11 protein-coding genes and 1 riboswitch are annotated in these 14,385 nt (G+C 70.1%); of the genes, 4 read left to right on the top strand and 7 right to left on the bottom strand.

Annotated elements, in window-relative coordinates:
- Positions 1 to 100 precede the first annotated feature (100 nt).
- On the bottom strand, positions 101 to 736 hold the full coding sequence (locus I4J89_RS46970) for a response regulator (protein ID WP_196420749.1): 636 nt from the start codon (positions 734 to 736) through the stop codon (positions 101 to 103).
- A gap of 74 nt (positions 737 to 810) precedes the next feature.
- Positions 811 to 1,698, bottom strand: a complete 888-nt coding sequence (locus I4J89_RS46965; protein ID WP_196420748.1) for an NAD-dependent epimerase/dehydratase family protein — start codon at positions 1,696 to 1,698, stop codon at positions 811 to 813.
- A gap of 76 nt (positions 1,699 to 1,774) precedes the next feature.
- On the opposite strand from I4J89_RS46965, the gene I4J89_RS46960 reads away from it, so the two are divergent.
- The gene (locus I4J89_RS46960; RefSeq protein WP_196420747.1) at positions 1,775 to 2,827 is read left to right on the top strand and encodes a hypothetical protein; all 1,053 of its coding nucleotides are present in this window, start codon (positions 1,775 to 1,777) and stop codon (positions 2,825 to 2,827) included.
- Positions 2,828 to 2,831: 4 nt separating this feature from the next.
- Here the strand turns inward: I4J89_RS46960 and I4J89_RS46955 are convergent, their stop codons facing one another.
- The 3 genes from I4J89_RS46955 to I4J89_RS46945 all read right to left on the bottom strand — a co-directional run bounded on the left by I4J89_RS46955 (position 2,832) and on the right by I4J89_RS46945 (position 7,606).
- Complete coding sequence (locus I4J89_RS46955; RefSeq protein ID WP_196420746.1) at positions 2,832 to 4,832, bottom strand: glycosyl hydrolase family 28-related protein; 2,001 nt, start codon at positions 4,830 to 4,832, stop codon at positions 2,832 to 2,834.
- Positions 4,833 to 4,949: 117 nt separating this feature from the next.
- On the bottom strand, positions 4,950 to 6,539 hold the full coding sequence (locus tag I4J89_RS46950) for a methyl-accepting chemotaxis protein (RefSeq protein ID WP_196420745.1): 1,590 nt from the start codon (positions 6,537 to 6,539) through the stop codon (positions 4,950 to 4,952).
- 83 nt (positions 6,540 to 6,622) lie between these two features.
- Complete coding sequence (locus tag I4J89_RS46945; protein WP_196420744.1) at positions 6,623 to 7,606, bottom strand: LacI family DNA-binding transcriptional regulator; 984 nt, start codon at positions 7,604 to 7,606, stop codon at positions 6,623 to 6,625.
- A 138-nt stretch (positions 7,607 to 7,744) separates the two neighbouring features.
- A riboswitch (S-adenosyl-L-homocysteine riboswitch) is annotated at positions 7,745 to 7,821 on the top strand.
- Between the two features lie 18 nt (positions 7,822 to 7,839).
- Between I4J89_RS46945 and ahcY the strand changes: the two genes are divergently transcribed.
- From ahcY to I4J89_RS46930, 3 genes are all read left to right on the top strand, one after another.
- Positions 7,840 to 9,300: an adenosylhomocysteinase gene (ahcY, locus tag I4J89_RS46940; protein WP_196420743.1), complete on the top strand. Its 1,461-nt coding sequence runs from the start codon at positions 7,840 to 7,842 to the stop codon at positions 9,298 to 9,300.
- Positions 9,301 to 9,438: 138 nt separating this feature from the next.
- Entirely contained in the window at positions 9,439 to 9,951 is a 513-nt protein-coding gene (locus I4J89_RS46935) for a DUF4142 domain-containing protein (RefSeq protein WP_196420742.1), read from the top strand.
- A 27-nt stretch (positions 9,952 to 9,978) separates the two neighbouring features.
- A complete protein-coding gene (locus I4J89_RS46930) occupies positions 9,979 to 11,643 on the top strand; it encodes a Na+/H+ antiporter (RefSeq protein ID WP_196420741.1) in 1,665 nt (554 codons plus the stop codon).
- 269 nt (positions 11,644 to 11,912) lie between these two features.
- On the opposite strand, the gene I4J89_RS46925 is transcribed toward I4J89_RS46930, so the two are convergent.
- Both I4J89_RS46925 and I4J89_RS46920 read right to left on the bottom strand, forming a co-directional pair.
- The gene (locus tag I4J89_RS46925) at positions 11,913 to 13,484 is read right to left on the bottom strand and encodes an ABC transporter permease (protein ID WP_196420740.1); all 1,572 of its coding nucleotides are present in this window, start codon (positions 13,482 to 13,484) and stop codon (positions 11,913 to 11,915) included.
- Positions 13,481 to 14,383 carry an ABC transporter ATP-binding protein gene (locus I4J89_RS46920; RefSeq protein ID WP_196420739.1) on the bottom strand — a complete coding sequence of 301 codons (903 nt, stop codon included), beginning with the start codon at positions 14,381 to 14,383 and terminating at the stop codon, positions 13,481 to 13,483. Before I4J89_RS46920 ends, I4J89_RS46925 begins: the two co-directional genes overlap by 4 nt.
- Between the last annotated feature and the right edge of the window lie 2 nt (positions 14,384 to 14,385).

Here is a 14,385-nt window from a genome sequence, read left to right as displayed (position 1 = left end):
GGACGGGATCGTTTCGGCCGGGCGACCGGTCACGCGTACCGAAGGCTCTCTGGACCAGGCTGCTGGCCAACTCGGCGGCCTCGGTGCGGGCCGGAGGGGTCTAGACCAGGCCGGCGCTGCCGGCCAGGGCGGCGGCCTCCGTGCGGCTGGATACGTGGATCTTGCGCAGGAGCGAGGCGGTCAGGCGCTTCACGGTGCGTTCGGAGACGTGCAGCAGGCCGGCGATCTCGTTGGTTGACGAGCCGCCGGCGATCAGGCGCAGCAGGCGCCGGTCGGCCTCGTCGAGATGTGCGACCGCGGTCTGCGGAGGGCTTGGCTGGACCAGCGCGGCCAGCAGGAACGGCGGCAGCACCGCCCACCCGTCCAGCGCGGCCAGCAACGGCTGCCGCAGCTCGGCGACGTCGGCGCCGCGGCTCAGGACGCCGGCCGCGCCGGCGCGGACCGCTTCCATCACCGGGCCCGGCTCGTCGTCGTCGGTGACGGCCAGGACGCGGGCCTGTGGTGCGGCCTGGCGGATCGCGCTGATCGCCCGCGGTCCGCCGGCAGGCGGCAGGCGCAGACCGACGAATATCAGATCCGGTACGGCCTCGCGCACCGCTCTCGTGGCCTGCCCCGCCTCGCAGGCCGTTGCCACCACGGTCGCGCGCCCACCGCTCAGTTCGGGAAGCAGCAGCTCCAGGCCACGGACGAAACGCTCATGATCGTCCGCCACGGCCACCCGGATCCGTTTCTCCATGCAGCGGGGGATGCCCGCCCTGGGCCGACTCATGCGTCCGATTCGCGACCGGAAGGGCCGGAGGGCCGGAGGGGTCAGCGCGGGTGAGCCGCCACGAACTCGGCGATGTACTCGTCGAGCTTGCGCTCCGGGCGCCAGCCGAGCTCCATCGCCTTGGTGATGTCGGCCTGGCCCCGGGTGCGCTCGCCGCGCCGCACGGGAACCAACTGGTACTCGCAGCCGAACATCTTGGCGACGTCGAGCAGGGGCCACTCGTGACCGGCGCCGAGCAGGTAGCCGTCGCCCGAGCCCTTCCGGGCGACCAGCAGCAGGCCGCGGACGATGTCGTCGATGTGGGTGAAGTCGCGGGTCTGTGTGCCCGGGGACACCACGGTGAGCGGTTCACCGGCCAGGTACTGGTGCTCGAAGATGCCGATCACCGTGGCGTACTTGCCGGTGGTGATCTGTCCGGGCCCGTACACGTTGTAGAAGTAGGTGATCGCGTAGTCCAGGCCGTACCAGTTCGAGTAGTTCCGGATGTACTCGATGTTCTTGGCCTTGGTCCACGCGTACGGGTTGAGGTTCTCGTCCTGCCCGTCGTTGCCGAACTTCGAGCTGGACCCGGCGTAGATCAGCTTCGCGCCGTGCCCGGCCGAGAACTTCACCACCTCCTTGGTCCCCAGCAGGTTGAAGTCCCAGGTCAGATCGTGATCCTCGAAGGACTGGACGATTCGCGAGTACTCGCCCATGTGAAACACGAGCTCCGGGGCGGTCAGGCCCTGACCGGCCCAGATCTTCGCGATGTCGACGGTCGAGCCGTCGATGTAGCTGACCCGCGGGTCGTTGACGTGGTTCTCCGGTGTGCCGGTGAAGTAGTTGTCCAGGGAGACGATGGCCGCGTCCGGGTACTCGGTCAGCAGCGACTTGATCAGCGCGCTGCCGACAAATCCGGCACCGCCGGTCACCAACAGGGTTCGGCTCAACGTACTTCCTTTTCTTCCGGTCCTCGAAGCGCCGACCAGGCTACCAACCGCCCAGGCCCGATACCCTCAACGACTGATGGGACTCCGAGCGCGTGGCCGGTTCACGCTGTTTCTGGCGACGGTACTCACCGCCTGCACCGGCCCTGCCGATGTCCCGGCCTGGGAGCGGATCGACCTTCCCGGTGCGAGTGGCGTGGAGTTGCACGCCGCCGCCGACTGCGACGGCCTCTGGTACGTCGCAGGCGCTCTCCGCGACACCGGCGGCCGGACCCGCCCCGCCGCCTGGACCAGCACGGATGCCGTCACCTGGCAGCCGGTCCGGTTCAGTCCGCTGCCCACCAGCCAGTACGGCCCACAGAACGTGATCTCCGCGGTGGCCTGCGCGGCCGGGCGGGTCGCGATGCTCGGCTCGGCACCGGGCGGCGCACACGGCAACCCGCGGGTGAGCACCTGGCGCCGGCTTCCGGACGGCCGGATGGCGGAGAACGCCGCGCCGTTCGAGACGTACGGCGGGGACACCGCGGTGGATGTGGCGCACCTCAGCGCCGGGCCGGACGGGTTCGCGATGGCCGGGAACCGATCGACCGGCGCGGCCGCCTGGCTCTCCCCGGACGGCACCGGCTACACACTCTTCGAGAACGCGCCCGGCCTCGCCTCGGACGCCTCCGGCCGGACCGTGGCCCGGGACGCGGTGGCCCTGCCGGATGGCCGGTGGGCACTGGTCGGCGGCCGCGACGACCGGGCCGCGGCCTGGTTCAGCCGGGACGGCCGGCGCTGGGAGTCCGCGGACCCCCCGGCGGCCGGAGCGGACTGGACCGAACTGCAACGGGCGGTACGCGTCGGCGACGACGTGGTGGCGGCCGGCCCGCGCGGCACGACGTTCGCGACCTGGCGGCTGCGCGGCGGCGCCTGGACCGAGCTGGGCACGTTCGGCGGCGCACCGACCGGCGTGCGGTCCCTCACCGCGACCGGCGATCACCTGCTGGCGGTGGCCGGCGGCCTGTGGATCTCCGCGGACGGCGCGGACTGGCAGTCCCGCGCCGTCCCCGAGACACCGGTGGCCGCGACCGGCCGTGACCGAACCCTGCTGGTGGTCACGGCCGGCGCGGCCTGGCGATCGACGTTCTAGCCGCTCACCAGCCGGACGGTGCCGGCGGCGGGACGACCGGCGGCCGGTCGTCGCAGGTGATGGTGTTCGGCACGTACGGCCCGAGCCAGCCGCCGTCGTTGCCGCCGAGGTCGGTCAGGCTGAACTCGGAGCCCTCCGGGGTGAACCGGAACCGGCCGCAGTTGTTCACACCGACCGCACCGACGTTGCGGGCGTCCACGTTCTCGAAGGACGCCGAACCTCCGGCGCGGGCGCTGACCACGCTGGTGCCCGTACCGTCGACCCTGATGTCCTTGAATTTGACGCGATCGATCGAGTAGAGGTCCTTCACCGGCCAGTCGGCCACCAGCATGATCGCGTTGTAGGTGTTGTCCAGGAAGTGGTCGCCGGTCACCTGGACGTCCGCGTCGATGCTGCGTTCCAGCGCGAACAGCCAGATCGCCCCGAGGCCGATCTTCCAGTTCAGCTCGTACGTCCCGGCGCGCACCGTGGTGTTGTCGGTGAACCGCAGGTACCCGGTGAACGGCTCGGCGCCGAAGCGGGTGCCGGCGTGCAGGGCGCTGCCCTCCCGGATCGGGTCGGCGATCAGGTTGTTCGACACCGTGGTGTCGGTGCCGCCGTAGATCGCGATGCCGTTCGCCAGCGTGGGCGTCTGAATCGTGTTCCGGTCGAAGGTGTTGCCGGAGTTGGCGGTCTTCTCCGACCACATGGCCAGCGCGTCGTCGCCGGTGTTGCGGACGAAGTTGTTGCGCACCAGCGAGCCGGTAACCCCAGTGTGGAAGTTCAGCCCGTCGGCGATCTGGTCGACGATGATGTTGTCGGTGACCCGGACGTTCGACATCGGACCGTCGAACCAGAGGCCCACCTTGGTGTGCTGGATGTGCAGGCCGCGGACCGTCGAGTCGCTCATCGCCCCGCCGATGCCGTTCACCTGGTCGGTGTCGATCCGCTCCCGGACATCGCCCTGGATCGCGAAGTCGGCGAGGTGCACGTTGCGGCTGCCGCCGTCCGCGGCGCTCTTGCCGTAGAACCCGACACCGGTGTGCACCGATCCGTCGGGCGCCGGCTCGTCCAGCGCGACCTCACGGCCCTTGATCGTCGTGTACCAGTTGCCGGCGCCGGTGATCGTCACGTCGTCGACCAGGATGTGCCGGTTCACCTGGAAGACGCCCGGCGGCAGGTAGACCTTGCGGTGCGTCTTCTTCGCGTACGCCACGGCCTTGTCGATGGCCGGCGCCGAGTCCCGGCGACCGGTCGGATCCGCGCCGAAGAGCAGCACGTTCACCGCGGTCAGGTCGACCTTGGGCAGGCCGACCAGCTCGGAGTCGAGCAGGTCGATCGTGGTCGGCACGCTGCGTGCGGTGAGCCGGATGGTGTCGCCCGCCCGGTACGTGCGCCCGAGGTGCAGCCGCTGCTCGTCGTAGAAGTGGGTGGGCCGGAACGGCTTGGTGATCACCGGGGCCGGCTCGGTGGCGGCCGGCACACACCCGCACTCGGTGATCCACCAGTCCGGGTGCAGCAGGTCGGCCTGCGGGTCGTTGGTGAAGGGGTACTGGTTGTAGAGCCAGGAATACTGCGAGGTCAGCGTCATCGTGCGGGTGGCGTGCCGGGTGCTGACGGTCAGCGGTGCGGTGATCCCGCCGCCGCCCGGCGCGTCCGGAATGCTGTACCGCACGGTGATCGCGTTGGCCGCCCTGGGGAGCGTGAACTCTACGTACTCCCCCGGGGCGAGCGTGACCGCGGACCGGCCGGACGCCTCGGAGGGCAGCGTGTAGGCGGTCCGCTCCGGCCCGATCACGGTTCCGGTGGTGGTGGCGTGCTCCGCCTCCTGCTCGTGGAAGGCGACGGCGGCGCCGCGCCCGGTGACCAGGGCGGGATCGAGAGCGGCTCGGGTGACGGCCGGATCTGCCGTGGGTGCGGGTGCACCGGCGGCCGCCTGCGCGGTGCCGGTCACACCGAGCACCACGCCGGCGACGAGGGCGGCCCAGCGCGGTGGCACGCCGGCCCGCCTCGAATCAAAGGACATCGAGGGCTCGTTTCTCTTCGATGCGAAGGAGCGAAGTGAGCCGACGATAGATTGTCAGTGATCTAACCCACAAGAGACAGTAGTAATTTTTCGGCTTTCTGCTCGGTTCTTGCAAACCTACGCAAGTTTGAAGCGGTCCACGATTCGCCGCAGGTCACCGGACATCCCAGCCAGCTCGGACGCGGCCCGGTCCGCCTCGGCGACACCGGTTGTGGTCTGCTGCACCGACGCCGCGACGGCGTTGATGGTGTCGGCGACCCGGCTGCCGGCGTCCGCCGCCTCGGAGACGTTGCGGCTCATCTCGTTGGTGGTGACGGTCTGCTCCTCCACCGCGGAGGCGATCGTGGTCTGGAACTCGTTGATCCGGCCGATGATCTCGCTGATCTCCGCGATCGCGGCGACCGCGCCGGCGGTGTCGGTCTGGATCGCGGCGACCCGCTGTCCGATGTCCTCGGTGGCCCGGGCCGTCTCCTGGGACAGCTCCTTGACCTCACTGGCCACCACCGCGAAACCCTTGCCCAGCTCGCCGGCCCGGGCCGCCTCGATGGTGGCGTTCAGCGCCAGCAGGTTGGTCTGCTCGGCGATCGCGGTGATCACCTTGATCACGTTGCCGATCTCGGTCGACGACTCGCCGAGCTTGGCCATCACCGTGCTGGTGTTCGCGGTGACCTCCACCGCCCGCGACGCCACGTGCACGGCCTGGGTGGCGCTCTCGCTGATCTCGCGGATCGACGCGCCCATCTCTTCGGCGCCGGCCGCCACCGTCTGGATGTTCAACGACATCGTGGCGGCCGAGTCGGCCACCGTCGCGGCCTGCTGAGCGCCCCGGCCGGCGCTGGACGAGCTCTGCCGGCTCGTCTCGGCGAGCGCGTCGGCCTCGGCGGCCAGCGTCTGCGCGTGCGCGGTCAGGTCGGTCACCGTCTCTCGCAGCGTGCCGGTCGCCCGGCGCAGCGACTCGGCCATGTGCCCGACCTCGTCGCGCTGGTGCACTTCCGGGTCGCCGGAGAGGTCACCCGCGGCGACCTGGTCCAGCACCCGGCCGACCCGGCGCAGCGGCTCGATCAGCAGGCGGGCCACGTACAGCGCGCCGGCCACGGCCAGCACCAGGGCCACCGCCAGCACCGCGATGATCTCGGTACGCGTGTGCGTCACCATCGAGTCGAACTGGTGCCCCTCGAGCAGCGCCGTGTTGGCGTACTCGATCTCGTCGTTGAGCAGGCCCTCGTAGGTCTTACGCAGGTCCCGGTTCTCGCCGAGCGCGAGCTCGGTCGCCGCCCTGGGCTTCGACTCGTAGAGCTGGAACTCCGCACCCACCGCCTCGAACCAGGCGTCGGTGGCGGCCTGGATGGCGTCGACCCGTGCCACGGCCTCCGCATCGGCGACCGACCGGGCCCCGGCGAGGGAGGCGTCGAGTGACTCCTTGCGGCCGAGCGCCTCCTCGGCGAACTTGGCGTCCCCCTTGATGAGGTAACCGCGCTCATCATTGGCGGCGGCCTTCGCGGTCAGTGCGGCGGCGTTCAGGTTGGTGGCGTACGGGAGCACCTTCGCGATCTCGTTGCTCCGGGTTTCCTGCAGCTGGTTGATCCCCACGATGCTGAGCGCACCGGTCGCCACGGTCCCGGCGATCGCCACTCCGGCGACCGCGAGCACCTTGGTGGAAACCTTCCGGTCCCGGATCCACTGCCCAAGCCCACGATCAACGGCCATCTTCATACCTCTCATTGTCGTTACGCGTCCTGATCGGCGTGACGGATTCGAGGCTGAGAGAGCTCAGATGAACGGAAGATGAATCAGAATTCGGCCGGTGGCACGTTGAACGGGGTGATCACCTGCACCGCGGACGGCCGGGACCGGATCGGCCCGGGCAGCGCACCGTGCGCCCGCAGCAACACCAGGCAGGCGTGCCGCAGGTCGGTACGCAGATCCTGGTGCAGCACCGCGGAGAGCTGATGGGCCCGGAGCAGGGCGACGTTCTCCCGGTCCAGCCCGTGCGCCACGAAGACGTCATAGTTGCGGTGCTCGGCCGCGAACGCCGTGACCACGGCAGCGTTCCCGCAGGTGCCGGCCGAGTAGACGGCCCGGATCGACGGGTTCTGGGCGAGCGTGGCGCGTACCGCGCCGGTGTCCGCGCTCTCGACGGTGAGCAGGCGACGGGCCGGGGAGCGTTCCAGCAGGAGTGCCCGGAAGCCGGCCTCCCGCTCACCCTTCCCGTTGATCACCAGCACGTCGCCGGCACGGTCCGCGAGCCGCTGTTCCACCAGGTAAGCGGCGGTCGCACCGGCGTCGAAGTCGTCCACCCCGACGTGCGCGATCCGCTTGCCGGCCGGCAGGTCACCGTTCAAGGTCACCACCGGTACGCCGAGCCGCGCCACCGCGTCCGCCACCTCCGGCAGCGGCGGGGCCATCACGACCACTCCGTGCGAACGGGAGCGGCCGACCCGCTCGAGGGTCCGGATCAGGTCGTTGCCGGGACCGTCGGCGAGATGAATCCGCGGCCGCAGCGCTGCCGGGGCGAACGCCGGCAGCTCCGCCTCCAGCGCGTCCCGTACCGCCGCGCCGTGGCGGCGGGACGAGTGCAGGACCACGTCGATCAGAAAGGTACGACCGCCGAGCGGCGCCTGCGCCTGCTGCCGGTCCAGCTCGGCGATCGCCTGGTGCACCTGATGGATGGTGCTTTCCCGGACCCCGCCACGGTTGTGCAGCACGCGATCCACGGTGGCCTGGCTCAGCCCGGATTGCGCGGCGATCTCCCGAATGCGGTACGGGTGCTTCACGCGTACAGGATGAGGGGTTTTTGATGGTTTATGGAAGGTCCTTGATGTTTTTCCGCTCCTTCGCGTGACGGATTGAACCCGCCGACGGGACACTCCGTCGGGTGTGATCATGCGATCGACTCGGTAAGGTGGACCTGCCTTGCCGAGAGGCGCTGCAACGGACCAAGGTCCGCCACGCTCGGCCGGGTTAAATGACGCAAGGGCGCCTCCTGAGAGGGAGGAGCCCTCTTTTCATGTCCGAGAAGTTCCGTTCCATCAATGGCCTCGACTTCGCGGTCGCCGACCTGAGCCTCGCCGAGGCCGGCCGTCACCAGCTGCGCCTCGCCGAGCACGAGATGCCCGGCCTGATGTCGCTGCGCACCGAGTTCGGCGACTCGAAGCCGCTGGCCGGCGCCCGGATCGCCGGCTCGCTGCACATGACCGTGCAGACCGCTGTGCTGATCGAGACGCTGATCGCGCTCGGCGCCGAGGTCCGCTGGGTCTCCTGCAACATCTTCTCCACTCAGGACGAGGCGGCCGCCGCGGTCGTCGTCGGCCCGAACGGCACGGTCGACGCCCCCGCCGGTGTCCCGGTCTTCGCCTGGAAGGGCGAGACGCTGGAGGAGTACTGGTGGGCCACCATGCGGCTGTTCGACTTCGGCAACGGCCGGGGTCCGAACATGATCCTGGACGACGGCGGTGACGCCACCCTGCTGGTGCACAAGGGTGTCGAGTTCGAGGCGGCCGGCGCGGTTCCGCAGACCACCGAGGACGACAACCACGAGTACTCGATCATCCTCGAGACGCTGCGCGAGAGCCTCAGCTCGTCCAAGGACCGCTTCACCAAGATCGCCGCGGAGATCAAGGGCGTGACCGAGGAGACCACCACCGGTGTGGCGCGTCTCTACAAGCTCGCCAAGGAGGGCACGCTGCTCTTCCCGGCGATCAACGTCAACGACGCGGTCACCAAGAGCAAGTTCGACAACAAGTACGGCATCCGGCACTCGCTGGTCGACGGCCTGAACCGGGCCACCGACGTGATGCTGGGCGGCAAGCTCGCCGTGGTCTGCGGCTACGGTGACGTCGGCAAGGGCTCCGCCGAGACGCTGCGCGGTCAGGGCGCCCGCGTCGTCGTCACCGAGGTCGACCCGATCTGCGCGCTCCAGGCCGCGATGGACGGCATGCAGGTCGTGCGGATCGAGGACGTGGTCGGCGAGGCCGACATCTTCATCACCACCACCGGCGGCACCGACATCATCACGGTCGAGCACCTGTCGGCGATGAAGCACAACGCGATCGTCGGCAACGTCGGCCACTTCGACGACGAGATCGACATGGCCGGGCTAGCCAAGGTCCCGGGCATCGAGAAGGTCGAGATCAAGCCGCAGGTGCACGAGTGGCGCTTCCCGGACGGCCACTCGGTGATCGTCCTGTCCGAGGGCCGGCTGATGAACCTGGGCAACGCCACCGGGCACCCCAGCTTCGTCATGTCGAACTCGTTCACCAACCAGGTGATGGCCCAGATCGAGCTCTGGACCAAGCCGGGCGAGTACGACAAGCAGGTCTACGTCCTCCCGAAGCACCTGGACGAGAAGGTGGCCCGGCTGCACCTGGACGCGCTCGGCGTCCGCCTCACCACGCTCACCAAGAAGCAGGCCGAGTACCTGGGTGTGGACATCGAGGGGCCGTACAAGCCGGAGCACTACCGCTACTGAACCAGCCGCGACGCGCTCGACCGGGGCGACCTGGTCGAGCGCGTCACAGCGCCCGGGCATCCTTCGGGAAAGCGCCCGTTGCGCCGGTTATAGGCTGGTTATGCTGCGGATATGTCTTTCCGTAGCGTTATCGCCACCATGAGTTTGATCGCCGCTTTAGTGGTTGCGCCGGCTACCGCAGCGTCCGCGGTCGAGGCCCGCCCGATCGGCCCGGACGCCGACTTCCTCATCGCCGCCCATCAGGCCAACCTGACGCAGATGAAGGCCGGGAGGTACGCCGCCCGGAAGGCCGGCAGCGCGACCGTACGCGACCTCGGCCGCCAGTTCGCCACCTACCACCGCAAGCTGGACGGTGCCGTCCGGAAGGCCGCCCGCAGCCTCGACGTACGCCTGCCGAGCTCACCCAACTCCGAGCAGCTGACCCTCCTCCGGCAGTACCGGGCAGCGCCCGCCGCCGAGTTCGACACCCTCTTCGTCGACAGTCAGCTCCTCGCCCACCGGCGAGCCATCAAACTGGGGCAGATCGTGCTGGCCACCGGTACCGAAGCCGTCGTGCGGGACCTCGTCACCGCCGTCGTGCCCGTCGCCCGCAAGCATGCGGCCGCACTGGCCGTCGCCCGCAAACAGATCGGTGGTGCCGCTGAGCAGTAAGGATCGGCCAACGGGGACAATGATCTTATGAGCCCCGAGGAGATCCTGTTTTTCGCCCTGGGCGCGGTCGCGGTCATCGTCGCGGTCCGTTGGGTCACCGAGAAGACCGGCCTCCCCGCGGCCGTGCTCCTGACCCTGATCGGCATCGTCTACGGCTACCTGCCGGGCCCGAACGTCGATCTGAAGCCCGAGCTGATCCTCACGTTCGTCCTGCCGCCGCTGCTCTACAACGCGGCGCTCGACTCCTCGCTGCTGGACATCAGGCGCAACATGCGTACGGTGATCAGCCTTTCCGTGGCGCTCGTCCTGACCACCGCCCTGCTGATCGGCGTCGGCTTCTCCTTCTGGGTGGCCGGCGCCACCCTCGCGGCCGGCGTCGCGCTGGGCGCCGCGGTCGCGCCACCCGACCCGGTCGCGGCGCTCGCCGTCGGCCGCAAGGCCGGTCTCCCCGGCAAGCTGGTCACCCTGATCCAGGGCGAGGGCCTGCTCAACGACGCCACCGCCCTGACGATCCTCACCGTGGCGGTCACCGCGCACCAGACCGACAACTTCAACTTCGACAACGCGGTCGGCAAGTTCGTCATCTCCGCGGCCGGTGGTGTGCTCGTCGGTATCGCGGTGGCGTACACCGTACGGTTCCTCAAGGGGCTGCGGTCCGACCCGCTGAGCGCCAACGCGCTCTCCCTGATCACGCCGCTCGCCGCGTACCTGATCTGCGAGAACTCGTTCGTGCACCACTACGTATTCATCTCCGGCGTGCTCGCGGTCGTGGTGGCCGGCCTGATCATCGGACACGACACCCCGCGGTACGCCACCGGCGCCAGCCGCCTGCAGACCACCGCGGTCTGGCGGCTGATCGACTTCCTGCTGGAGGGCGCGGTCTTCCTGCTGATCGGCATGCAGGTGCCGGACGTCGTGGACGGGCTGGGCAAGTACCGGACCAGCGACATCGTCATCGCCCTGGCGATCACTCTCGGTGTCGTCCTGCTGCTGCGCCCGCTCTGGCTGGCGGCCACCCAGCTCCTGCCACGCCAGCTGCACACCCGCCTCGGCGGCCAGGAGCTCAGCGAGGTGGAGGACGACACCAGCAGCAAGCGCGAGGTCCCCCTGACCGGCAAGGAGGTCACCGCGCTGAGCTGGGCGGGAACCCGTGGCGTGATCACCCTCGCGGCGATCTTCACGCTGCCGGCCGGGTTCCCGGACCGGGAGCTGCTGTACTTCTGCGCGATCGCGGTGGTGCTGGTCACCCTGGTCGGACAGGGCCTCACCTTCGCGCCGCTGGTCCGCTGGCTGGGCCTGCGCGCCAACAAGAAGGATCAGGCCCGGCTGCGCAACGAGGCTCGCTCGGCGGCGGTCCGGGCCGCCCTGGACCGGCTCGACGACATCCAGGAGCAGCACCACGACCATGTCGAGGACGAGGCCATCGAGACCATGCGCAAGCAGCTCCAGGTCCGGCTCGACCGCTACCGCCGCCGGCTCGACCTGCTGGAGCAGGTCGAGTCCCACGAGGTGCCGAAATCCCCGCAATACGAGGCGGCACTCATGGTCCGGCAGGCGGTCATCGACGCGGAACGCGAGGAACTGCTGCGCTGGCGCGACGTGGGCCGGCTCGAGGACGACAGCCTGCGGGTACTCAACCGCGAGCTGGACCACGAGGAACTCGTCCTTCCAAAGCGCCCCAAGGACCACTAGCTCTTCATTTCGGGGTACGCGTAACCGGCGTCCCGCCGAAGCCGACGCGTCCCCGCTCTCCGGACGCGAGCCCGGCCGTCCCGCACCGCCCCAGCGCGACCGCCGGGAAACAGCATCGCCTGACGGTTACGCCAGCGAACGCGGGAAGTTGGCCGGGTTGCGCGAGGAGGGCGGGCACGGGACGTCCGGCCCAACGCGGGTGCTGTCTGGCGGCCGTCGAGTCAGCATTGAGCGTGGGCCAAGCAAGATCACCGCTTGGGGCCCTGCCTCTAGATCGGGACGTCGCGGCGGCGCAGGGCCAGCAGGCCGGCGCCGCCCAGGGCGGCCGCGATCAAGGTCAAGATCAGCAGGGGTACGGGTGTGAAGTCAGCCCCGGGCAGATGAGGCACATGGGTGAACGGCGACAGGTCCATCACCCACCGGTCCAGCTCCAGCAGCGGCCCGACCAGCAGGATCAGTAGCGCACCGGCGACCACGCCCCACGCCGCGGAGGCCAGTTTCGGCGCCACCCCGATCAGCAGCATCGCCGCACCGGCCAGCACCCAGACGGCCGGAAGCTGGGCCATCGAGGCGCCCAGGACCGGGCCTGGATCACCGTGCACGACACCGGCCAGGACGCCCTCGGCGAGCAGCGCCGCGGCCGGGCCGAGCAGGGCGAAGAGCAGGTGGCTGCCGGCCCAGGCGAATCGGCTCACGTCGGTGCTCAGCATCGCCTCGGCGTGCCCGCTCTGCTCCTCGTCACGCATCCGCAGCGCGGCCTGCACCGCGTAGCAGGCGGCGATCAGCCCGCACATCCCGGCGACCGTGGCGAAGTAGGCGTCGACGATCGCGTCGCCGCCGCCGATCCGGCTGAACATCTCGTTCACCCCGGCGGAGTCCTCGGCCAGCTGCACCACGCTGCTGCCGACCCCGCCGAAGACCAGGCCCAGTGCGGCGAATCCGGCGGTCCAGCCGAACAGCAGGCCGCGGTGCAGGCGCCAGGCCAGCGCGACCGGGGAACGCAGCCCGGGCGACGCGGTGGCCGGTCCGAGCCGGGCGGCGAGCAGGCCGGTGCCCAGGTCGCGCCGGGTCGACAGGTACGCCGCCGCGGCCACCGTGACCAGCGTGAGGACCACGGCCGGCGCCACGAACAACCAGTCGTTCGCCCCGAACGGGAAGACGCGGTGCATCCAGCCGATCGGCGACAGCCAGGACAGCCACTCCAGCCGCCCGTCGCCGAGCGCCGAGATGTCCCCGCCGAGGCGCAGCACGTACGCCACCCCGAGGGTCAGGACCGCGATCGTACGGGCCCCGCGCGCACCGCCGCTGAGCTGAGCGGCGACCGCGCCCACCCCGGCGAAGATCCAGCCGGTGAGGGCGAAGACCGCGCCCAGCGCGACCGACCCGCTCGCCGGTTGCCCGGCACCGATCATCGTGGCGGCCACCACCGCGCCCATCACCAGGCTCGCCAGACCGGTGGCGAGCAGCGCGGCGCCCAGTTGAGCGTGCCGCCCGACGACCGTCGCACGAATCAGCTCGGTACGGCCGGCGTCCTCGTCGGCCCGGGTGTGCCGGACGACGGTGAGCAGCGCGAACAGCCCGATCATCACGGGCACGAAGCCGCCCCGCCAGACCACCAGCTCGCCGGTGCTGTCGCCGTGCAGCGGGCCGTAGAGAGCCACGAAGCCCGCGTTCTCCGCGCTGATCCGGGCGTAGTCGGTCCGCTCCTGGTCGGTGGCGAAGAGGGTGTCGAAGGCGGAGAGATACAGGTACGGCAGGAGGCCGAGTCCGAACACCCAGAGCGGCATGGTGATCCGGTCGCGCCGCAGGATGAGCCGGAGCAGCCGGCCGGCCCCGGTCATCGCCCGCTCCGCTCGTCGGTCGCGTAGTGCCGCAGGAACAGCTCCTCCAGCGACGGCGGCTGGCTGACCAGGCTGCGCACCCCGGCGGCGACAAGCGATTTCAGCGCGGGCTCCAGCGCGTCGGCGTCCACGTCGAAGGCCACCCGGCCATCCTCAGTGGACAGATCGTGCACGCCGGAGAGGGCGGCCAGCCCGTTCACCGGGCTGGTCAGCTCGGCACGGATCGTGGTCCGGGTCAGGTGCCGCAGATCGTCAAGCGTGCCGGTCTCCACGGCCCGGCCGGCGCGGATGATGGTCAGCCGGTCGCAGAGCGCCTCGACCTCGGAGAGGATGTGACTGGAGAGCAGCACGGTACGGTCCCCGCGCCGCTTCTCCTGGAGGATCACCTCGCGGAAGACCTCCTCCATCAGCGGGTCCAGGCCGGAGGTCGGCTCGTCCAGGATCAGCAGCTCCACATCGGAGGCCAGGGCCGCGACCAGCGCCACCTTCTGCCGGTTGCCCTTGGAGTAGGCCCGGCCCTTCTTGCGCGGGTCCAGCTCGAAACGCTCGATCAGGTCGTTCCGGCGCTTCGGATCAAGGCCGCCACGGAGCCGGCCGAGCAGGTCGATCACCTCGCCGCCGGTCAGGTTGGGCCAGAAGGTGACGTCGCCCGGCACGTACGCCAAGCGGCGGTGCAGCGCCGTCGCGTCGGCCCACGGGTCACCGCCGAGCAGCCGCGCGGTCCCACCGTCGGGCCGCATCAGCCCGAGCAGAACCCGGATGGTGGTGGTCTTGCCCGCGCCGTTCGGCCCGAGGAATCCGTGCACCTCGCCGGTCCGCACGTGCAGGTCGAGCTCGTCCAGCGCGGTCACCGCGCCGAACCTCTTGATCAGTCCGTCGACATCGACTGCCTCGGTCATGA

Source organism: Actinoplanes aureus, from assembly GCF_015704865.1.
Classification (GTDB): Bacteria; Actinomycetota; Actinomycetes; order Mycobacteriales; family Micromonosporaceae; genus Actinoplanes; species Actinoplanes aureus.
The sequence above is the reverse complement of the archived record's forward strand: the minus strand, read 5'-3'. Positions and strand labels throughout refer to the sequence as shown.